General features: G+C 40.1%; 21 protein-coding genes. 5 read left to right on the top strand and 16 right to left on the bottom strand.

Translation table 11 applies throughout. The annotated features are described in order from the left end of the window. The first annotated feature begins 97 nt into the window (after positions 1–97). The 3 genes from MKZ09_RS24685 to MKZ09_RS24695 all read left to right on the top strand — a co-directional run bounded on the left by MKZ09_RS24685 (position 98) and on the right by MKZ09_RS24695 (position 3,299). On the top strand, positions 98–1,288 hold the full coding sequence (locus MKZ09_RS24685; RefSeq protein ID WP_076205033.1) for a coenzyme F420-0:L-glutamate ligase: 1,191 nt from the start codon (positions 98–100) through the stop codon (positions 1,286–1,288). Between the two features lie 91 nt (positions 1,289–1,379). Then, a complete protein-coding gene (locus MKZ09_RS24690) occupies positions 1,380–2,279 on the top strand; it encodes a LysR family transcriptional regulator (protein WP_076205036.1) in 900 nt (299 codons plus the stop codon). A gap of 78 nt (positions 2,280–2,357) precedes the next feature. Continuing rightward, positions 2,358–3,299: an NAD(P)H-binding protein gene (locus MKZ09_RS24695; protein WP_076134569.1), complete on the top strand. Its 942-nt coding sequence runs from the start codon at positions 2,358–2,360 to the stop codon at positions 3,297–3,299. Positions 3,300–3,891: 592 nt separating this feature from the next. Here the strand turns inward: MKZ09_RS24695 and MKZ09_RS24700 are convergent. From MKZ09_RS24700 to MKZ09_RS24720, 5 genes are all read right to left on the bottom strand, one after another. After that, positions 3,892–5,031 carry a 5-methyltetrahydropteroyltriglutamate--homocysteine S-methyltransferase gene (locus tag MKZ09_RS24700; protein ID WP_076205041.1) on the bottom strand — a complete coding sequence of 380 codons (1,140 nt, stop codon included), beginning with the start codon at positions 5,029–5,031 and terminating at the stop codon, positions 3,892–3,894. A gap of 171 nt (positions 5,032–5,202) precedes the next feature. Further along, positions 5,203–6,075 carry a GNAT family N-acetyltransferase gene (locus MKZ09_RS24705; protein ID WP_076205045.1) on the bottom strand — a complete coding sequence of 291 codons (873 nt, stop codon included), beginning with the start codon at positions 6,073–6,075 and terminating at the stop codon, positions 5,203–5,205. Positions 6,076–6,211: 136 nt separating this feature from the next. After that, positions 6,212–6,403 (bottom strand): hypothetical protein, encoded by a 192-nt coding sequence (locus MKZ09_RS24710; protein WP_076104342.1) that lies wholly within the window; start codon positions 6,401–6,403, stop codon positions 6,212–6,214. A 77-nt stretch (positions 6,404–6,480) separates the two neighbouring features. Next, positions 6,481–6,831: an MmcQ/YjbR family DNA-binding protein gene (locus tag MKZ09_RS24715; RefSeq protein ID WP_076205049.1), complete on the bottom strand. Its 351-nt coding sequence runs from the start codon at positions 6,829–6,831 to the stop codon at positions 6,481–6,483. A 23-nt stretch (positions 6,832–6,854) separates the two neighbouring features. Next, entirely contained in the window at positions 6,855–7,478 is a 624-nt protein-coding gene (locus MKZ09_RS24720) for a hypothetical protein (protein WP_076134574.1), read from the bottom strand. Positions 7,479–7,575: 97 nt separating this feature from the next. On the opposite strand from MKZ09_RS24720, the gene MKZ09_RS24725 reads away from it, so the two are divergent. Beyond that, entirely contained in the window at positions 7,576–7,773 is a 198-nt protein-coding gene (locus MKZ09_RS24725) for a hypothetical protein (protein ID WP_036683067.1), read from the top strand. Positions 7,774–7,913: 140 nt separating this feature from the next. On the opposite strand, the gene MKZ09_RS24730 is transcribed toward MKZ09_RS24725, so the two are convergent. From MKZ09_RS24730 to MKZ09_RS24760, 7 genes are all read right to left on the bottom strand, one after another. Beyond that, a complete protein-coding gene (locus tag MKZ09_RS24730) occupies positions 7,914–8,489 on the bottom strand; it encodes a dihydrofolate reductase family protein (RefSeq protein ID WP_076184220.1) in 576 nt (191 codons plus the stop codon). A 198-nt stretch (positions 8,490–8,687) separates the two neighbouring features. Then, positions 8,688–10,160, bottom strand: a complete 1,473-nt coding sequence (locus MKZ09_RS24735; protein WP_076205052.1) for an amidase family protein — start codon at positions 10,158–10,160, stop codon at positions 8,688–8,690. A gap of 28 nt (positions 10,161–10,188) precedes the next feature. Then, entirely contained in the window at positions 10,189–10,647 is a 459-nt protein-coding gene (locus MKZ09_RS24740; protein WP_076134577.1) for a GNAT family N-acetyltransferase, read from the bottom strand. Positions 10,648–10,799: 152 nt separating this feature from the next. Next, positions 10,800–11,909: a hypothetical protein gene (locus MKZ09_RS24745; RefSeq protein WP_076134578.1), complete on the bottom strand. Its 1,110-nt coding sequence runs from the start codon at positions 11,907–11,909 to the stop codon at positions 10,800–10,802. A 114-nt stretch (positions 11,910–12,023) separates the two neighbouring features. After that, positions 12,024–13,088 carry a serine hydrolase domain-containing protein gene (locus tag MKZ09_RS24750; protein ID WP_076134579.1) on the bottom strand — a complete coding sequence of 355 codons (1,065 nt, stop codon included), beginning with the start codon at positions 13,086–13,088 and terminating at the stop codon, positions 12,024–12,026. A 202-nt stretch (positions 13,089–13,290) separates the two neighbouring features. Further along, a complete protein-coding gene (locus tag MKZ09_RS24755; protein ID WP_076205055.1) occupies positions 13,291–14,475 on the bottom strand; it encodes an MGDG synthase family glycosyltransferase in 1,185 nt (394 codons plus the stop codon). A 276-nt stretch (positions 14,476–14,751) separates the two neighbouring features. Further along, entirely contained in the window at positions 14,752–15,336 is a 585-nt protein-coding gene (locus MKZ09_RS24760) for a TetR/AcrR family transcriptional regulator (RefSeq protein ID WP_076205058.1), read from the bottom strand. A gap of 170 nt (positions 15,337–15,506) precedes the next feature. Here MKZ09_RS24760 and MKZ09_RS24765 point away from each other — a divergent pair, with 170 nt between their 5' ends. Beyond that, positions 15,507–16,214, top strand: a complete 708-nt coding sequence (locus MKZ09_RS24765; protein ID WP_076205061.1) for an SDR family NAD(P)-dependent oxidoreductase — start codon at positions 15,507–15,509, stop codon at positions 16,212–16,214. Positions 16,215–16,401: 187 nt separating this feature from the next. On the opposite strand, the gene MKZ09_RS24770 is transcribed toward MKZ09_RS24765, so the two are convergent. The 4 genes from MKZ09_RS24770 to MKZ09_RS24785 form a co-directional block, all read right to left on the bottom strand. Further along, on the bottom strand, positions 16,402–16,845 hold the full coding sequence (locus tag MKZ09_RS24770; RefSeq protein WP_076205064.1) for a GNAT family N-acetyltransferase: 444 nt from the start codon (positions 16,843–16,845) through the stop codon (positions 16,402–16,404). Between the two features lie 136 nt (positions 16,846–16,981). Then, positions 16,982–17,818, bottom strand: coding sequence for a hypothetical protein (locus MKZ09_RS24775; RefSeq protein WP_076205067.1), 837 nt, complete (start codon positions 17,816–17,818; stop codon positions 16,982–16,984). Between the two features lie 735 nt (positions 17,819–18,553). Continuing rightward, complete coding sequence (locus MKZ09_RS24780) at positions 18,554–19,012, bottom strand: hypothetical protein (protein ID WP_076208656.1); 459 nt, start codon at positions 19,010–19,012, stop codon at positions 18,554–18,556. A gap of 140 nt (positions 19,013–19,152) precedes the next feature. Continuing rightward, entirely contained in the window at positions 19,153–19,458 is a 306-nt protein-coding gene (locus tag MKZ09_RS24785; protein WP_076208655.1) for a hypothetical protein, read from the bottom strand. Between the last annotated feature and the right edge of the window lie 93 nt (positions 19,459–19,551).

The raw sequence follows: 19,551 nt of genomic DNA on the forward strand, positions 1-19,551 counted from the left end.
TTAATTTTACTTATATCGCTCTAAAAGGGTATAGTAATATAGGCTTTAAAACCATTTTAATAATATAGAGTATACCCTTATTAGAGGAGAGATCATATTGGAAAGAGTAGTTGGAACAGTTGTACGTGGACTTCGCGGACCTATCATTAACAATGGGGATAACATTGAAGAAATCGTAGTTCAGACGGTATTGAATGCAGCAACAGTCGAGGGTTTTTCGATTGAAGATCGTGACATTGTGACCGTAACTGAATCCATTGTTGCTCGGGCACAAGGAAACTATGCGACGATTGACAATATTGCTGCTGATATAAAGGGGAAATTCGGCGAAGAAACCGTAGGGGTCATTTTTCCAATCCTTAGCCGTAACCGGTTTGCTAACTGCTTACGCGGTATTGCCAAAGGTGCACAAAAAGTAGTCCTAATGTTAAGCTATCCAGCTGATGAAGTAGGCAACCACCTTGTAGACATCGACGAACTAGATGCTAAAGGTATCAACCCATGGACGGATGTATTAACAGAAGCTCAGTTCCGTGAGTTTTTCGGCTATATTAAGCACCCATTCACAGGTGTTGACTATATTGAATATTATAAAGGTTTAATTGAAGCTGAAGGTGTGGCTTGTGAAGTCATCTTCTCCAACAACCCAAAAACCATTTTAAACTATACAAAAAATGTATTAACTTGCGATATTCACACTCGCTTCAGAACCAAACGCATTCTCACAAACAACGGTGCTGAAAAAGTATTTGGTTTGGATGATATTCTTACACAATCAATCGATGGCAGCGGCTTTAACGAAGCTTATGGTCTGCTAGGATCAAATAAGGCTACAGAAGAAAGTGTAAAGCTATTTCCAAACAACTGTCAGCCTATCGTAGATGGTATCCAAGCAAAAATCAAAGAAATGACAGGTAAAACTGTAGAAGTTATGGTTTATGGCGATGGAGCATTCAAAGATCCAGTCGGAAAAATCTGGGAGCTGGCAGATCCAGTTGTCTCCCCTGCTTACACTGCCGGACTTGATGGAACACCAAATGAAGTAAAATTGAAATACTTGGCCGATAACAACTTCTCTCATCTTCGTGGTGAAGAGTTAAAACAAGCCATTTCTAACTACATCCAGAATAAAAATGATGATCTAGTTGGTGCGATGGAAGCCCAAGGGACTACACCTCGTAGATTAACTGACCTGATTGGATCATTATCTGATTTAACTTCTGGTAGTGGCGATAAAGGAACACCAATGATTTATATTCAAGGTTATTTCGATAACTATACAAAATAAGAGTAGTACAACAAAGGGGGTCTCTAAACGAGGCTCTCTTTTTCACTTTCTGGGTTATAATAAAAGCAAACAGCGGCAGGCGGAGGATACTATGAACATAAGAAGGATTAAATATTTTATCGATCTCGTAGAATGCAGAAATTTTACGGAAACAGCTAAAAAGAACTATGTATCGCAGACCACCATTAGTCAACAAATCGCCGCGCTTGAAGAGGAATTCAACATTCAATTGATTGACAGAAGGCAGATCCCTATTGAGCCAACCAAAGCCGGATGGCTTTTCTATGGCGAAGCTCTGATCCTCTGGAAGCAATATAACCATATGAAGATGAGCATGGAAAACTTTCAAAAGTATAATACGCAATCCCTGAGTATCGAATATGCGGCGATGACGGATATGCAAAGTTTATTGAAATTGATTCCCTCGTTTCAGGATCATCATCCGAATATTAAGCTGGAACTGAATAAAGTATTGCTAAAAGATATTGCAGAATACTTGCTAAAAGGGATTTACGACGTGGCTATTGCCTTTGATTCCGAGTTTCAGGGAAAAGAGGACATTGTAACCTATCCCTTATATAAGGGACGTTATTGTGCGGCTGTGAGTCATCACCATCCCCTGTTTCATCATGAATCGATCGCCAAAGAGGAGTTATATGAACATCCGCTAGTCATGCTGAATCCAACAGCTATTGGAAACTCTTATCATCTAATGATCCAGCATGCAATTGAAGACGGCTATCAGCCGAACATTCTTCGAACCGCAGACGATGTGGAGACAGAATTGTTTTATATCATCACGGAGAATTTGATTGGCTTTTTCCCGGATAACTATCAGCTCGCTTATCTTCAAGATGAAGTCCGGCTAATTCCCTTAGATGATTCACACCATACCTTTGCAATCGAAGCAGGTTATCTCAAAAATAATACAAACCCGGCCTTGCCCTCCTTCCTGCAACAAATCCAAATTGGATTTAGCAATCGACCATAAGTTTTATGTCTTGGACTATGTTATTTTTTTCACATACTATAAGGATATAATTCATTTCAATAAGGAGTGACAACGATCATGGGTAAATTATTGTTGACTGGTGTCGATGGAAATCTAGGGAAGCAAGCTGCGGAATATTTGTTGGAGCTGGTAGATAAAGACCAAATCATTTTTTGCGCTTATGATCCAGCATGTTTGAAAGAATATGCGGAACAAGGGATTGAAACACATGTGACCAACTTTAATAACAAGGATGGCCTTGCCGAAGCTTTTGCTCATGCCGATAAACTCGCTCTAATCTCCATGCCTTTTGTTGGAGAGAAACGTCAAAATGCACAAAAAAATGTAGTCGATGCTGCCAAAGAAGCTGGAGTCAAACAGATCATTTATACATCTTTGGTCAACGCAGCCGATGAAAGCAATCCAAGCGTAGAAAAAATCGACCATGTGTATACCGAACGTTATATTCAAAGCGTTGGGCTAGATTATATCTTCCTTCGGAATTCCCAATACGCGGAAGCCATGATTACCAATTACTTCACGTATGTGAAGGGTGACGGGGTATTAACAAACAATCAAGGTGACGGTAAAATGGCTTATATCTCGCGGAAGGATTGCGCAAAAGCCGTTGCGTATGCCCTAGCCTCCAATAATTATCAGGAAGCGATTCTAAATATCAACGGGCTTGAATTGATGACAATTACCGACTTCATTAAGATTGGTAATGAAGTAACGGGCAATCATATCACCTACAAAGAAAACACGGATGAAGAAAATTATGCCGTATTCGAAGCAATGGGCGTCCCTAGAACCACCGATGGTGCATTTAAAGAAGGCTCCGAAGCCCCCTTTTCTTCAGAAGGTATGGTTACTTTCGGACAAGCTATTCGTGAAGGAAAAATGGATGTTTATACGGAGGACTTCAAACAACTTACTGGTCAAGACCCTCTGACTGTGAAATATATGTTTGAACATGCCGATGAATTCCAGGTTGGCGAAAGACACTCTAAAGACAATTAAAAGCTGACACTCTTACTTTTTAGGCTAAATCACCCCCGTTTATTTAACGGGGGTGATTTCTTTTATACTGAGCGTGGCACAAAAACAACCCTTTTTCCGAGGTCAGTAGGAGCACTCCAAGCTTCCTCTACTTACTGAACACACACAATTTTCTGCCATTGCAACCACAATCGTGGGCAACTCAGCAAGTACCGCAAGTTAATAATTCCTAATTAATTCTCTGACTCTCTGCTCCGTAAAGCTCAATCATATGCTCGCCCTGGTGATAATCAGGGAAATCCTCCCTAATATTCAGAAGATTCTGGTCATCAGACTAATAATCAGGGAATTTCTCCCTGAAATTCGACTGATTTGATGGTAAATCTTGATATTGCTCTGTTTTTAGGGAGTTATTCCCTAATTTCATTCATTTAGGGCAATTATCGGCTTTTATTAGGGAGGTTTTCCCTAATCCTCCGTCACGGTATAGATAGAACTCGCCAAGTATATCGGTATGCTCACTGTAGAACAAAATACACCTTTAACCGTACGGATAAACATCCGAATGGCTAAAGGTGCTTTATCTTTATCTCTGTCTACTTTTTAATTAAAGTTAGTTCCAAATCTCTTCAGCAATTTCTTTAATATAAGCAAGCTTACGCCATTGCTGCTCTTCTGTCAGGTGGTTGCCTTCTTCCGTGGAAGCAAAGCCACATTGCGGGCTAAGGCAAATCCGGTTTAGATCAACGTATTGCTTCGCTTCCTCAATACGCTTCAGAATATCCTCCTTGCTTTCAAGCTCACCAAATTTGGATGAGAACAGACCTAACACAACCTGCTGATTGTCTTTCAAGAAGCGCAATGGCTTGAAGTCGCCTGCACGTTCGGTATCAAACTCCAGATAATAACCCGAGTAGTTATTGATATTAAGAAGCGTTTGCGCGATAGGCTCATAACCTCCACCTACTCCAGCATAAGTCGAAACATAATTGCCCCGGCATACATGGGTCGTTACAACAAGATCTTCCGGCAGACCAGTTACAACTGCCTCGTTCAATTTTGCAAGTTCGCTTGCATATTCAGCTACGTTCACGCCAATCTGATTCATAAACGCTATAAACTGTTCGTCGCAAAGCGCTCCCCACGTACAATCGTCAATTTGAATACTGCGGCAGCCCGCTGCATAAAAGGCAAGAATCGATGCTTTGTATGCTTTGGCAATATCCGAGATAAGCTCTTCGCGATTCGGGTATAATTCATTTGTGCTTTCCTTGTTTTCCGCCCGATCTAGCTCAAACAGGAATTGTGCAGCTGCAGGAATCGATTGACGCGCAACAACGTCCTCACCAGCAGCATCTTTTAAAAATTCATAATGTGAAACAAAAGGATGGCTGCTGTAGCTTATTTTCCCGGTCAGTCGGGCTGTTTCTGGTCTGGATTCTGCACCGTTAAATTGGTAACCTTGATCAATGATTGTCCGTTCCACACCGTCAAGTCCCCAGAAGAAGTCGAGGTGCCACCAAGAGCGGCGGAATTCACCATCGGTTACCGCTTGAAGACCCACCTCTTTTTGTTTCTGCACGAGCTTAACGATTTCGTCGTTCTCTACTTCCTTCAACTGCTCGGCAGTAATTTCGCCGTTCTTGAATTTCAATCTAGCCTCTTTCAACGCTTGGGGGCGCAGGAAGCTGCCCACGATATCATATCTAAATGGAGTAACGGTTCGTTTTTGGGGTTTGGTCTGAATGCTCATATATTAATCTCCTCGTAAACAAATTATTAGAATTAATATATCATAACCGACTGACTAACCGATCTACCAATGCACTATGGCAGGTTATAAGTATTAACTATAGCTAGATTCAGCGTGATAATGAGAAGCGCATGATAAAAAAAGAAGAGGCGCATGAGTAGCGCCTCTTCCTTAACAAATCATATCGACGGATATTCCATAGTAATTAAACTCCGCAGTCACCTCGAACCCAACCGACTGATAGAGGGATAATGCATTTCTATTTTGAGTGACCACGCCAAGACAAATCTGAGTATTTTTATGATCTCGCAAGACTTTAACTACCTCTGAAAGAATTTCACGGCCGTATCCTCTGCCTTGACACGAAGGAAGCACACAAAAATCATGTATAACCGCAGTATTTGTATCTAAATCATTGACTCTGATCATCCCAACCGGAATCATGTTGTCCACAGCAATGTAAGTAATCCGTGCAGGTTCTCTTGTACGAGTTAAATAATTCCTAGTCCAGGACTCTGAATCACCAAAGGCTTGTGATGAACATTTAACCATAAACTCTAAATCCTGGTCTTCTTCCAATCGTACAACTAAACCGGAGTGGCTTGATCCAGCGATTTGTGCCCGATTAAAAACCATGAGGAATTCAGACGGTGCAGCACTTGCCCCTAAATGCCGGATATAATCCATACCTGATTGAGAATTAGAAGGTATCCTAAAACGACAAGTTTGTATGCCTTGCATTAGCATATCTGATGCGGCACTTTTCAGTAAGCTGTGGAATACACCTTGGCGACGAAAGTCCGGGTGAACCATTCCGTTAATATTAGCTTCGATGCCATCCGAAGTATACCAACTGAGAAATCCGACTAATTGGTTATCGATCTGGCACAAGAATGCCTCATCTCCGTCTATCTCCTTAAGGCTTTCTACACCCACCCTCAAACTTGACCTGTCGGACGTCTTGCAAAGATATTCTAATGTCTGGATTTGATCAATGTAATGCTTTGAAAAGTCTTTCATTGTACAAATTTTATATTCTTGCATCTAGTACCCTCATTAAGAAGAAAATACGCAGTTTATGGACGAGTAGGCGTTATCCTTCTAAATTCTGTCCACCTAATGTTAGTTACCAATGGAACCGCCTCCTAAAAGTCAATATCTTCACTCTAAACCAGGGTAATCATAAAACAAACCTTATAACTAAAAAAATGACGGCAATTATAGCCACAACGATCAACAGATTGGTTACCTCGCTCCAAAATCCAGGAACGCCTTCAGTATGATATTTTTGCGCATTTACATCATGGTTTGCTTTATGGCCTGCAGGGTCCGACAAATTGGGATTAGGTCCTGAATTAAAAAAGTCAGACATAAATACAACTCCTTCCCATGATTATAAACCATATTATACCAGTTCATTGCCATTTAAACGACCACTTAATGCCACATTCAGTATATCGTTTGTCGGAGGGCTTTGGGGAGATTTTTGACAACCATATCGTAAGAGTGATCAATCATTAAATAGATATCCGACTCTGGTAAGGAGCCATCCAAAACAATCGTATTCCAGTGTTTTTTGTTCATGTGGTATCCTGGCTGAACGCTCTCATGCTGCTCTCGCAAGTTCCCTGCAATCACCGGATCACATTTAAGATTTATGTAAGCATAATTCCCCTTATTCTCAAAAATAAGTGCAAACATTTTACCGGCAATCTTAATCACCAATGGATCGAATCCGAAAGGATAGTCCTTTGTAGCTCCGTTCTTTTTTAAACAGTATTCAATAATATTACGGGTCAAAATCAGTCCCTCGCCTTCTCAGCCTAACCAATTTGGGAATAAAAATAAGATAAATGTTCCTTTGACAAGGCTTTATCGATTAGTTCTTTATCATAGCCTTTTTTTTGTAATGCAGCGATAATCGCTTGTGTCCTATCTGATCTTTTTCGTCTTAAATTAGATTCCAACTGTATTTCTAACGGAACCGTAGGAATAGTATACGGTCCGATATCCACGTTTTTGAAATGGCTCCAAATGAATTGTCCACCTTCCCATATCCCATCACCATCCATAGAATCAGGAATTCCAGCTGAATTGGAAATATGAACAACCTCCACCTTAAACCCATCGATTATCCAACTCCCTTTTGTCCAAGAAAATCCCGAAGAAAAGGTTTGAGTGAATGTAGGTTCTTCAAAAGAAGATAGCCAGTTATCCCCATGAGGAAATTCACATTTATCTAAAAGGGAAAATCCTTTAAGAAGTTCTGCAAATTGGTCAAGCCCTTCCTTATTCCTTGTATAAATATCAACGTCTCCTGGGGTCATTTCACAGCCCTGAAGAACCGAACCAACCGAGCCAACCAAGATCCATTCTAAATTCGAATTCATTTTGGATGAAAAATAAAGTTCACATACCTTTGACAAAGCTTTTTTCCAGCTATACATAACTTCACCCCAAATTAACTAGTAAGTTCAAGTGCACGAAACCTGAATAACCTCAAATACGTTAAAGTATTATAGAAATCCACAGGAGGTTTTTAAAATGAGATACAGTGCTGCAGGCGCACCAATAACCTGTCCTTGTTGTCAGAACGATACCTTTGATCTGGATTATAAGCTGCTTAACACAAGCGGCGCATCATTTTTAGGCTTTGACTGGGCGAACAAAAACGCTGCCATCCTTATTTGTAAGCGATGCACCCATATTTCATGGTTTATGAAGGAACCAACATCTGATTAGTGTTTGGTAGAAATAATGTATTAGACTGGATCCATTAAAACAAGCAGCGGCGGACCAAGACTTGATAAATAAAGTCTTAGACTGCCGCTGTTGTTGTTCCATTAACGTTTCACGTTAGCGTAATCACCTTAAGTGAAAAGTCATCTTACCGTCTGGTAAACGAGACCTATGGCTCCAGAATCAAAGGTCTTGTTTTCGATTAGCTTAAGATTTCTCTTCTCCTTGAGACCTTGGAATAACGGCAATCCCTTACCGATCAGGACGGGAGAAACCGTAATTTTATACTCATCAATTAAATCAAGCTGCATAAGGTGGTGTGCGAATCTAGGGCTGCCGAGGATGACCATATCCTTGCCGGGCTGCTGTTTGAGGTTATTGATCTCTTCCTCGACAGCTTCTTTCACGAGTCTGGAATTATTCCATTCGACTTTCTCCAGCGTCGTAGAAAAAACGATTTTGGCTGTCTTTTCGATCCACTCGGCATGATTCCGTTCATACTGCGAAGCTGAGGGGTTCGAAGGGACAGATGGCCAGTAACTGTGCATCATCTGATAAGTCCCACGTCCCCAAATGACAGTGTCGGCAGTACTCAGAATTTCTTTCGCATGGTTCTCCAAATCAGCATCATAGGAAACCCAGCCAATGTCCATCTCACCATTCGGCCCTTCTACAAAACCGTCAAGTGATGCGTGAAGAAATAGAACGAGTTTTCTCATTTTCAGTTCTCCTTTATTCATGAGGGATACCTACATCAGACATTAACTACATTTTAGCAGATTTCTACTTGGATTTTTTTTATGGATTGCTAATCTCAAAAGCTTTTTTCTTCACTTTGGTATTTTTATCCACATTAACATTTTAGCAAACGTACGTTCGTTTGTAAATGCACCTTTTTCTATTTTTCAATTCATCTTTCATTTCTTTAGCGCCGGCATTTTTCTGTGTTTCGTTTGTTGTTCGAATGCAAATGCAATCCGAATGAGTGTCGGTTCACTAAATGCCGTTCCTGCAAATGTGATCCCAAAGGCTCTTCCATTCTCTTGAAAGCCTGCGGGCACTGCTATAGTTGGATAACCTGCTCTAGCACTTAAATCAGCTCCGACATAAGCAGGAAACAGGATTGCATCCAATCCATACTTTTCTAAAGCATGATCGATCCCCATATTTTGCGAATAATATAGGTCAGAGATAGACTCTACAATATATTCCGAATGATTCAACGGTTTATCTAGCTGTGATCGATAGTTCAGCATATCTTGTCCATATTTCAAAGCCTTTTCCGAATTCCGCTCGTTCCAATCCATCAATTCATTTAGGTTATGGACAGGAAGTTGAGCCGGAAGGTTATATAAGTAATTTTCAACGGAATGCTTAAATTCAAGATTCATTTTGTTATATTTCCACTCTCTATGGAACGATGGAATATCTATATCTTCTATTATGTTGGCTCCAGAATCTTTTAATTTAGCCACAGCATCATTAAATAAATGTTCATCATATTCACCCATGTCACAATAATTATTAGGTAGAGCATTTCTAAAAACGCCTATGGTCGCTTTATTTAATCCGTCTTTATCCAAAAATGCGGTGTAATCCATAGTAGAATATTCATTTTTCCAAGTAGCAGGATCACTTTCATCTTTTCCCGTAAGCGCATTTAATAAGATCGCAACATCTGTCACATTCCTTGCCATAGGTCCAGCTGTATCCTGAGAATATGACCATGGAATTAGGCCTGATCTACTTATTAGACCTACAGTTGGCTTTAAACCAACAATCGCGTTTTGCACAGCTGGACTTAAAATAGAGCCAGATGTCTCTGTCCCCACGGCTACTGTTGAAAAATTGGCTGCAACGGAAGCGGCAGAACCCGTACTGGAACCCCCTGGAAAATGATCCCCGTATGGATTTTTGGTTTGTCCTCCTATTGAGCTATATCCAGCCCACATGGATGATGACATCCCATTTGCCCATTCCGTCATATTTGTTTTTGCAAGTATAATCGCCCCAGCATCCCTTAGTTTTTGGACAAGAAAAGCATCGTTTGAGCTAACATGGTTTTCCAAAGCTAATGCGCCCGCAGTTGTATGCATTTTATCATTCGTTTCAATATTTCCTTTCAATAATACAGGCACACCATGTAAAAGACTTCGTGCTCCGCTTAATTTTCTCTCCTGATCTAATGCCTCGGCAATATAAATCGCATCTGGATTCATTTCCATAATAGAGTTTATCATGGGACCACTCTGGTCAAACGTTGCTATCCGATACATGTAATACATAACAAGTTCCCTAGAACTAACATCCCCTCTATCCATTGCATCCTGCAGTTCGAGTATCGTTATTTCTTCACTCTTTATTTTTGCTAATTCGAAGATATGTTCCATGATAACTCCTGCTTTCCATTTAGGTCGTTTATGTAATAGTGTCATGTTCATATATTTTGGTGGGCCGTCCCCACTCGAAGTTATCCAGACCTATCTCTTTAAATCCATATTTCTCATAATAAAGAATATGATCCGTCGCCAAGTAGACTTTTGCATAACCTAGTTGCCCAGCTATTTTTCTGGCATGCTCCAACAAAACGGCCCCTAGTGCTTTGCCCCTCTCACTTTCGTCAATAAACAATGGCGCAATCCAAGGTGATAAATCTTTTCGAGTTATAAATTCCTGCTCAATTAATTGATAAAACCCGATGATTACATCATGTTTCAAGAGCAAAAATGTAAAAGGGAACTCCTCACCTTTTGAGATTAAACTTTTTTGTATATTGGGGAGCACAGCTTGTTGTACTTTTGGCCACCGTTTTTTGACATACTCAATAAGCTCATTTTGACGAAGAGGACATTCTTGTATGGATTTAATATCTAGCATCTAACCATCCCTTCTTGTAAAAAAATTCCTATACCCATGCCTGTTCTCACAATAGTCATCCACCAGCTCTCAAAATGCAGAGCAGCAAGCCCCGAGTGGGGCTTGCTGTAGGTTGTAAATACTAAAGTGGTTTATAACGCTGGTTCACTTCATTACTTGGAAACCGGTGTATAGATCAGGCAGCGCAGAGTCTTCTCCGGATAGCGCAGCTCTACCGTGTAGGAGCTACCGTCTTTCAGTTTGGCCAAGACCGCTACTACTCCGCTTTTGTCATATGCACTGTCTTTAATGATAGAGGAGCTGGTTATCGGACGGGTCTCGCCCTGCTTGTCCACCACAATGGTTTTAGCGGCTTGAAGCCAGCTTGAGTCCTGGCTAATCTGTTTATTCATAGCTGCTGTAATCGGAGTTCTCTTATAGGACAGATCCACTATCGTGGTATCAAGTACGGTCCCGCTCTTTGCATCCACGAACGTATTATACATGAAATAAGACTTATCCTGAGCCCGCAGTGTCTCTGCCCGGTAAGGTAGAAAATTAACGAACCATTGCCCTTTCGAATCAGGGAAAGGTTTATAATATGAGGTCTGAGCCTGCAACTTTGAGAGATCGACACCGAATAGACGGCTTACACTCTCTTTTGCTCTGCGTAGGGCTTCATCCTGACTGATGTCCTTCTTATCTGGCTGTGCCACGACAAGATTGAGGCTTACCACATAATTAAAACGATAATTCCAGTCGATCAATTGCAGCATTTCTTCATCGGTCAGTTCGCGGTTAGGAAATACATAGGTGAATTTGCTTTGATCCAGATAAAATTCGGAGCTCCCTGATTTCAAAGGTAGCTTCTGCTTGGGCCGTAAGCCATCGTACTTGTATTGATCATCCAATAACATCCGCCGCTTATTCTCCTGGTCCGTAAATTGCCGCGTAAGCTGTTCATCCTTGCCAGTGAGCCTGGCCTTTTCTGCATACTCATTAATCTGCTTGATTTCTTCAGCGGTGACTGTGCGCTCAAAATACGACTTGATCGTCGAGACCGGTGTTTTGGTTGCAACCTTAAGTACCGGGATCTGGCTGCTCGCCAGTTGAACAGCAGGCTTCTGGTTGAGTTCTTGCGTGTAGGAAACGTTCGCTTGAGACACATTCTGGTTCACTGTAGTATAAGCGACGATTTTGGGCACTGCCAAAGCAGTAAGGGCCAGCAGACCAGCGGATATCGCGATCACCCCGAGGGCTGATTTCACATCTTTACTTTTCATTTCTCATAACCTCCATAGTATAAGTGGGCTTGATTTACATGTACTTTAAGATACGAATGTTATAAAGTACGAAGCCCCTTGTTATGAAGTTGTAAAATCTATTACAGACTCGTTCTATATATTGGAGCCAAGCAGCAGATCAAGAATTGGGAAGCATACACTGCCCATGTTGACATAGTCACAATTACTCATAACAGAAATAGCGATTTTTTTATCGGGAAGCAGGAACAGATTGCTTAAGAATCCAGTATCCCAGCCGGAATGTGAGAGAATACGAGAACCCTTATATTCTCCTAGAAACCAGCCCAATCCTATCTGTGCATTTTCCGGATCATAGCCTGTTTGCGCATGAGGTTTCCACATTTCATTATAGCTACCTGACTGTAGGACTACATTACCGTTCCCGGCTGTTCCACCGTTTAGCTGCATCAGCAGATATTGGCACATATCTTCGGCATGGGTATATAAAGTGGAGCTAGGGGCATGGGCCCTGTTATATGGGAAAATACTACTAACGCAGCCACCGCATTCATGGGTAGCTCCAAGTACATGAGGTGCAGCAATATAAGCTTCAACCTCCTGTTTAAGAAAAGAACTGGACTGCATTCCTGTCGGTTCCAGAATATTTTTTTCCATATACTGCTCGAAGCTCATATCGCTGACTTTTGCTATCATATCTCCCAAGATCTCATATCCTATATTACTATAGGCAAATTTCTCTCCCGGTTGGCTTAACAGCTTGTGGTGACCTATCCCTTTTACATATCGTTCAAGACTTTGCTCGTCGTATTCAGGGCGGTCCCACGCGTAATCTTCCTCATCAGGCATACCGGAGGTATGATTCATAAGCTGTCTTATTGTTATATTTCGATACCGCTCATCCACTAACTTAAAATAAGACAGATATTTAGTGATGGGAGCATCCAATTCTACCTTACCACGCTCAACTAATTGCATAATGGCGGTAGCTACGAAGGTTTTGGAGACAGAGGCTTGGTGAAACAAAGTGCCACGAACTACAGGATCACCCGTCGATAAATTTGCCGTCCCATATTCACCAGTAAACAGAACTTGGTTGTCCTTTACGATTCCGACCGCTAATCCCGGAAACTTTTCAATTTCCACAGACTTAATAAGCATTTCATGCAAAATATCCTCTATCTTCTGATTCGTGTACATTTTGTCCTCCCCAATGACAATAAAGCACCATTTTCAATAAATTCACCCATACAAATAATAACATCTTATCCACCCTTTATCTGGTAATAAATAATTATAATCAAATAAACAGGTGATTACTTGAAAAGGCAGCACTTCATTCCCCCGAGCTTCCGAGCCAGCCTCAAATTAGAGGACCCAAACCCGTAGTCTTCCTACCTTGCTAATAATATCCAGGAATCGTCTTCGCCTGCCCTTCAACAATCATAGATTTTACAGCTGAAACAGACGGCTGCCGCAGCTTGATAACCTCTAAAGCCTCAGTAACGATAGCATCCGCGGCTGATTTCCTGGAAAAACTCTTCATACCCTGTACCTTTTCATCCTTGTACCCAAGATGTTCCAATCTCTGAAGCTGCTCTACTAACTGCTCCTCGTCTCGGGCAATCTCTATTAAATTGTGCTCAGACAACCATTCTGCATTGCCTGCCTCCTGACCGGGGAGCGGACGATAGACAATTACAGGAAGTGCTAGAGCCATCGCCTCAGTCAAGGTAATCCCCCCTGCTTTGGTCAACAGACAGGAGGATATGCACATTAGCTCCTGCATTTCTTCTGTATAACCCCGTATGTGAACCCGAGGATTCTCTTGAAAAAGCTCTTCCGTAGCCATCTGGAGCTTATGATTATTCCCGCACAATACCACTACATCGAAGTTTGATTGCTGCAGCACCCTTATTATTAAATGGTTAATATCACTCAACACGCCGTAAGCCCCTGCCGCAAGTAATAGATAATGCCGATTTCCATCTAGTCCATGCTTACGCAAAAGGGCTTCACGTTCCTGAGTCTGTTCAAAAGCTTCACGAATCGGAATCCCGCTAACCACAAGCTTTTCTTCAGTAATACCTAATGACATCAGTTCTGCTTTCATGCTTTCCGTAGCGACAAAATACTTTGTGGTTTGTGGATGAAGCCATCTGCCATGAACCACATAATCCGTCATGACAGTGAAAAGGGGGATTCGTCTTCCCTTTGTTGATGCAAGCTCTGCAGCGGCCAAATAAGGAAAGGTATGAATGATAATATCCGGTCCGATCTCGTCGATGATCCTTTGCACTTTCCGCTTGCCCATAGAATGAATCCATCTGCCCATGAATTGGTCTGGTTTCATCCTACTCGTCAACTTGTACACTAATCCATAAAATTCTTGAGTATAACCTGTGGTGTTCAGATAGAATCTGCGGGACAGCTCATTCAGACTAGGGTAGACTGCAGCAAAAAGATCCATGGTGACAATCCGGCTGATCCCTCTACGTCTAAAAGAATGATCTATCGCTTCTGCTACTTTGACATGCCCGTCTCCAAATGCCGAAGTTACAATAAGTACTTTAGGATCTGTGTTCATGAGAAAGCTCCTTTTTCGCTTGACCTTCTCTAACTCTAACTCTAAATCGTAAACAGATAGTGATGACATCCTCAACTGAATATTAACTTCAACATTTTCTATAGCGCGAAGCAAACGAAGAAATCCTCAGAAAAAAACACAGCGCATCAACCTCCAGTAACTCTAGGATTAATGTTCTGTGTTTAGTTAAAGGCCAATTGAATCCGGTAGCATCTTGGAACGTGTAATATGATCAAATTTAACGAAAATTGGTGTCTGAGCGTAGTTCTATTGCAGTTATTTGTTTTTTAACAAGTCCATTACGTTATGAAAATGAATTTCGCTCAAATGTTCGACGACCTCTTCCACTACCATATTCTTAGAATCTGTAATCCACATACAAATCACACCTACTAATCCTGAAATCATGTACTCTAAACCAATTTTCATTTTTTGATTATTATAAAGCTCACCGATACCGGAGAGCATAATATTTTTTAATGCTTCTTTTAAATATGTCGAAAAGTTAGGATGACCATTCTGACTAAGCATCGCTTTAAAGAAAATAATGTCCGCTTCGATCGCTTTGAACGTTTCGCTTAAGATTGAAATAAATATGTCCCTATTCATTTCATCGATATCTCTTATCTCTAAGTTAATACAAGCGTTTAATTTCCCAATACTTTCCTGACATAAATCCTCCATCAAACTAGGTTTGTCCACATAGTGTAAATAAAAAGTGTTTCGATTTATCATAGCTTCCACGGCAATGTCCTGTATCGTTATCCGTTCGTAACCTTTTGTTTGAACTAATGTCAAGAAGGCTTCTTTAATAGCCTTCCTTGTTTTTAAAATACGGAGGTCTACCTTATCTTTTCCCATTTAAAAGCTTCCTTTCAATAAAGATATCGATCATTTATCACCATTATGACTATTAATTATCACATTGATAAATATTGACCATTGAGCATACTAATTATACATAATATGATGTATAGCATCAAATGTAACTACAATTGCAATGAAAAATCAAGGATAAGGGAGATTAACAAATGAAAACATTAGCGGTCATTGGAGCAGGTAAAGGATTAGGATTATCTTTGGCAAAACGATTCGGTAAGGAAGGCTTTCAAGTCGCATTAGTTGCGCGAAATGCAGTGAAACTTCAAGAAATGGTAAATGAACTAACAGCTATTGGTATCGAATCTTCTTACTTTACAGCTGATATTTACAGCAGAGAAGAAATCGAAACGGCTATTGCAGCAATTAAAGAAAAATACGGAAAAATCGATGTTTTAGAAGTTAGTCCTGTACCCAGTAACTATCCTCCAACTTCAGTTTTAGAATTAACAATAGAAAATGCTCGTGATTCATTCGAAGGTTACGCAGCCAGTTCAATCAATATCGTAAATGCAGTTTTGCCAGATATGCTTGAGCGCAAAGACGGCGCATTACTATTTACAACCGGCTTCTCAGCATTACATCCAATGGCTATGATGGGTAATATAGGCGTTGGTATTGCGGGTCTACGTAACTATGTTGCGAATCTTCATACTGAACTATCAGACAAAGAGATTTACGTTGGTCACCGTTCATTAGCTTTATTCATTACGGAACCAGGGTCGGGCAGAGTGAGTGATCCAGATGTGATCGCTGATATGTGGTATAAAGCTTATACAGAGAAAGCCGTTTGGGAACAAGAGTATCCTGAAGGCATTACTCCCGAAGCCCTCTTATCCTTCCACAATAGCAACAATTAAAGATGGAGATGTAACTTGGGAATGCAACATATTTTTTTAAAAAAAATCATACCGTAGCAAAAAGAGGCTCCTACTGTTCTGGAGTCTCTTTTGTTCTTCCACGCTGACTTGCCCGTGTGTCGCTATTGAGTTATCGTTATCCGTTAACTTAATACAAAATGGCTACTCTGCTATTACATATTCAGAATTAGTCAAGTTTAATAAACTTATCAAAGCAGTATGAATCTTTGTCATAACCATTATGTACATAGAAAGCATGGGCGTCGGTTCGTTTAAATCCGCTACATAAAATAATACTTGAGATTCCCATTTCTTTAGCATAATTCTCAGTGTGTTTTAGTAGTTCTGTACCTATCCCGCTATGCTGTAATTCCTTTTTAACCGCAAGCCCTTGAATATGTAGATAACCACTCAAAGACCCTACGGATAACGCCTGAACTATAGTGACAAAACCAACCACATCATTTTCAAATAATGCAACGAATGTTTTGTAATTTCCAGCCTTATTCATGTTTTCCATAGTAACTCGGAAGTTTTCAATATTAACATTGCGAACACCAAGTACATCGTTCCATAAAAAAACAACTTCAGCATAATCATTTGCTACAACTTCTCGTATCTGAATTTCCATCCCCTCCTTTATAGAAATATTCAAGCAAAGGATTCGACAATTGATGAAGTAATCCTGCCCGTAAGCTTAATAGATTGCCCTCTTTCTCAGCCTGCAATCATAAGAATCCAATCTCTCATTAGTTTATTGATTTATATTATTCTGATAAAATGCCCTCTAAAACTTGCTTATAATCGTTTTTATTATAAGAAGAGTTATCAACTTTTATTTTAGTAATGTTTAATCTGTTAAAAATCTCTTCTTCTAGTTCCCTTCTTGCTTTAAGAACCTGTAGTGCTCCATCTAACCCTTTATAATTTTGTTCTTTTCCATACCCCTGATTCGTGTAATATTCAATAAATCCCTCTGACCATTCCTGAGGTCTTTCCTTTACAGCCTTTTTGAAAGAATGATCAAGATCATTCTGCTGTACGTATATCAACAATGGATTCAGCCGCTCTACAATTGTAGCCAGTTCTATAACATAACTTATAACTTCTTCCTTCTTCGCACCATGTTTAATCATCCCTATAGTTACAGGGTTTTGTATAAAACAACAATCAAAAACAAAGGTGTCTGCGCCATACAAAACACGATCCGCAAACTTCTTCCATCGTTCTGTTATCAGTTTCCTATTTTGATCTAGCGGCAATTCATAAATATCATGTTTAAAAACTGCGTGATGCAATTCAGCTGGAAAACTTGACCAGACTTCATTTTTTATTTTCCGATATTCTAGGAAGTAATCGTTATCTTGTTGAATCATTAGATTACTCAACAAATCTTTAAACTTTCTATGGGTATTCAATAATTCATCGCATTCAGTTTTCTTAAAGAAAGCTACTCCATCATAATCAGCAGGATGTTCCAAATTCCCTTCTAAAAAAAGCTGGGATGTAATGTTCACTTCCGTAAAAATTTCATGAACGAGCTGAGCAGTTGTTGTTTTACCAGATCCTGGCATTCCCTCAATCAAGACTAATTTCGATCGCATAATAAAGTTCCTCCACTCGCTAGTAGAAGGATAAACAGGTAGGAATCAATAGAGATGCTGTTTCCCACAAATAAAAGCGGATACCATCAGGTATCCGCAAGAGGGGTATATGATACACCTTTCCCTGCACACCCTGTAAGATTAAAGAAAAGCATACCTAATAAAATAGTGTAGTCACTATTTCAGGCATCCTTTCAAATTGTTAATCTTTACAGAGTATTCCACATGATAAGGTTTATGCTCCTTTGTTAGCATCTCTATTGTTTAGATTAACAGTAAGCATAGGTAAATACAATCAGGACTTTCTAAACAATCCTGCCGGTTAGCTTAACGGAACTTCGATATTATTGTTATTATCTGATTTAGGATGAAGACGATTTTCTATTACAAAAAAATGATTGAAAATACCTACTACTCGTATTTTATTATCTGCCTCTCCAAAAATTTTTGTTTCTGCTGTCATAAAAATAATCTGATGTGTGAGACTTGATGATTTCAAGTCATTAATAGTATGAAAGTAATTTGCGCTTTCGGAACTGTCACATTTAAGACCGTGAACCTTATGGAGGTAATTATCATAATATTGACTACTTGGTTTTGTATAAGCCATCACAAATAATAATATGGAAACGATTAGGAAAGCATATCTTTTCTTGATAAAGGCACCTCATCTCTTATGGATAATCGTACCATATAATACCGCATTTAACTGCCTAATAGTGCTTTTGAATACACTTATATCCACGTTTGAAACGATTTATTGACCATCTTAACATTGTTCATTTTTGCCCAACTCTTTAAATCCGAGATACCTCTATCTTCATCCTTTGAATACCTAAATGCCATATCCAATGGGACGATCTTCCTCCTGTAAGGTAATATCCCAATAACAGGTTTAAAGTACCCCCTGGTCATTATCACTTTAATATCCTTTGAATTAATAATATTTCCATTTAATAAAATTTGCTCGTTGGATAGGCATAACTCCGTTGGTTTCTTAAAAAAAGTTCTGTACAATGCGAGTAACAATAAAACTAAACACAAAAGAACCACAGTTAACGAAGCGTAGAATACCCCCCTCTGATTCCATAATCTCAATCCAAGAATAGATTGACTCGATATCATAGCAATCATGCCTATAATAGTTCCAATTCTTGAAGGATTCTTAACTGGATATTTTATTTCCGTCAACATAGCTCCCCCCTGTTCAAATCCCATACCTTAGAATACCACATATTGGAAGTGTCCTGCCGGTTAGTTAAACATAGGCAGCCGATCCATTGACCGACTGCCTGTGTGTCGTTATTGAGTTATCTTTTCACGTTAGTGTAAAGTTAAGGTAATGAATCGGCATGTGATTCGACTTCATATATAAATTCTTCGAGGTTATCGCAGTCAAACCAATCACTTTTTTCATTGATTTCATAAAGCACTTGAATTTTGCTGTTGGGGTAGTGGAACGCTATGCAACTTCCCCGTCCAAGATCAGCTAATGCCTTCACAAGGGCTTGTTCAGCATCTTTCCATGTAGCAAAATCGGCTTTGAGGCGCTGACGTCTCCTTTGTGTAACAGGATGTTTCCCGAGTTCAATCGTGTATGCATAGGTTCCATTCTTTCGTTTGCTGATACAGCCTCGCATCGTTATTCAGCCTCCTCGTTGATTTTCACCAAAAAAGCAAACCTCTCAACGAGAAAAAGGGTCAAGGAAACTCTAGACTGAAAGGGGCTTCTC

Source organism: Paenibacillus sp. FSL R5-0908, assembly GCF_038006245.1.
GTDB lineage: Bacteria > Bacillota > Bacilli > Paenibacillales > Paenibacillaceae > Paenibacillus_AQ > Paenibacillus_AQ odorifer.

Bases quoted from the DNA above. Each gene is read 5' to 3' on its own strand.
- MKZ09_RS24690 (WP_076205036.1), top strand. From the start codon at position 1,380: ATGAACATAAGAAGGATTAAATATTTTATCGATCTCGTAGAATGCAGA.
- MKZ09_RS24695 (WP_076134569.1), top strand. From the start codon at position 2,358: ATGGGTAAATTATTGTTGACTGGTGTCGATGGAAATCTAGGGAAGCAA.
- MKZ09_RS24700 (WP_076205041.1), bottom strand. From the start codon at position 5,031: ATGAGCATTCAGACCAAACCCCAAAAACGAACCGTTACTCCATTTAGA.
- MKZ09_RS24705 (WP_076205045.1), bottom strand. From the start codon at position 6,075: ATGCAAGAATATAAAATTTGTACAATGAAAGACTTTTCAAAGCATTAC.
- MKZ09_RS24710 (WP_076104342.1), bottom strand. From the start codon at position 6,403: ATGTCTGACTTTTTTAATTCAGGACCTAATCCCAATTTGTCGGACCCT.
- MKZ09_RS24720 (WP_076134574.1), bottom strand. From the start codon at position 7,478: ATGTATAGCTGGAAAAAAGCTTTGTCAAAGGTATGTGAACTTTATTTT.
- MKZ09_RS24725 (WP_036683067.1), top strand. From the start codon at position 7,576: ATGAGATACAGTGCTGCAGGCGCACCAATAACCTGTCCTTGTTGTCAG.
- MKZ09_RS24730 (WP_076184220.1), bottom strand. From the start codon at position 8,489: ATGAGAAAACTCGTTCTATTTCTTCACGCATCACTTGACGGTTTTGTA.
- MKZ09_RS24735 (WP_076205052.1), bottom strand. From the start codon at position 10,160: ATGGAACATATCTTCGAATTAGCAAAAATAAAGAGTGAAGAAATAACG.
- MKZ09_RS24740 (WP_076134577.1), bottom strand. From the start codon at position 10,647: ATGCTAGATATTAAATCCATACAAGAATGTCCTCTTCGTCAAAATGAG.
- MKZ09_RS24745 (WP_076134578.1), bottom strand. From the start codon at position 11,909: ATGAAAAGTAAAGATGTGAAATCAGCCCTCGGGGTGATCGCGATATCC.
- MKZ09_RS24750 (WP_076134579.1), bottom strand. From the start codon at position 13,088: ATGTACACGAATCAGAAGATAGAGGATATTTTGCATGAAATGCTTATT.
- MKZ09_RS24755 (WP_076205055.1), bottom strand. From the start codon at position 14,475: ATGAACACAGATCCTAAAGTACTTATTGTAACTTCGGCATTTGGAGAC.
- MKZ09_RS24760 (WP_076205058.1), bottom strand. From the start codon at position 15,336: ATGGGAAAAGATAAGGTAGACCTCCGTATTTTAAAAACAAGGAAGGCT.
- MKZ09_RS24765 (WP_076205061.1), top strand. From the start codon at position 15,507: ATGAAAACATTAGCGGTCATTGGAGCAGGTAAAGGATTAGGATTATCT.
- MKZ09_RS24770 (WP_076205064.1), bottom strand. From the start codon at position 16,845: ATGGAAATTCAGATACGAGAAGTTGTAGCAAATGATTATGCTGAAGTT.
- MKZ09_RS24775 (WP_076205067.1), bottom strand. From the start codon at position 17,818: ATGCGATCGAAATTAGTCTTGATTGAGGGAATGCCAGGATCTGGTAAA.
- MKZ09_RS24780 (WP_076208656.1), bottom strand. From the start codon at position 19,012: ATGTTGACGGAAATAAAATATCCAGTTAAGAATCCTTCAAGAATTGGA.
- MKZ09_RS24785 (WP_076208655.1), bottom strand. From the start codon at position 19,458: ATGCGAGGCTGTATCAGCAAACGAAAGAATGGAACCTATGCATACACG.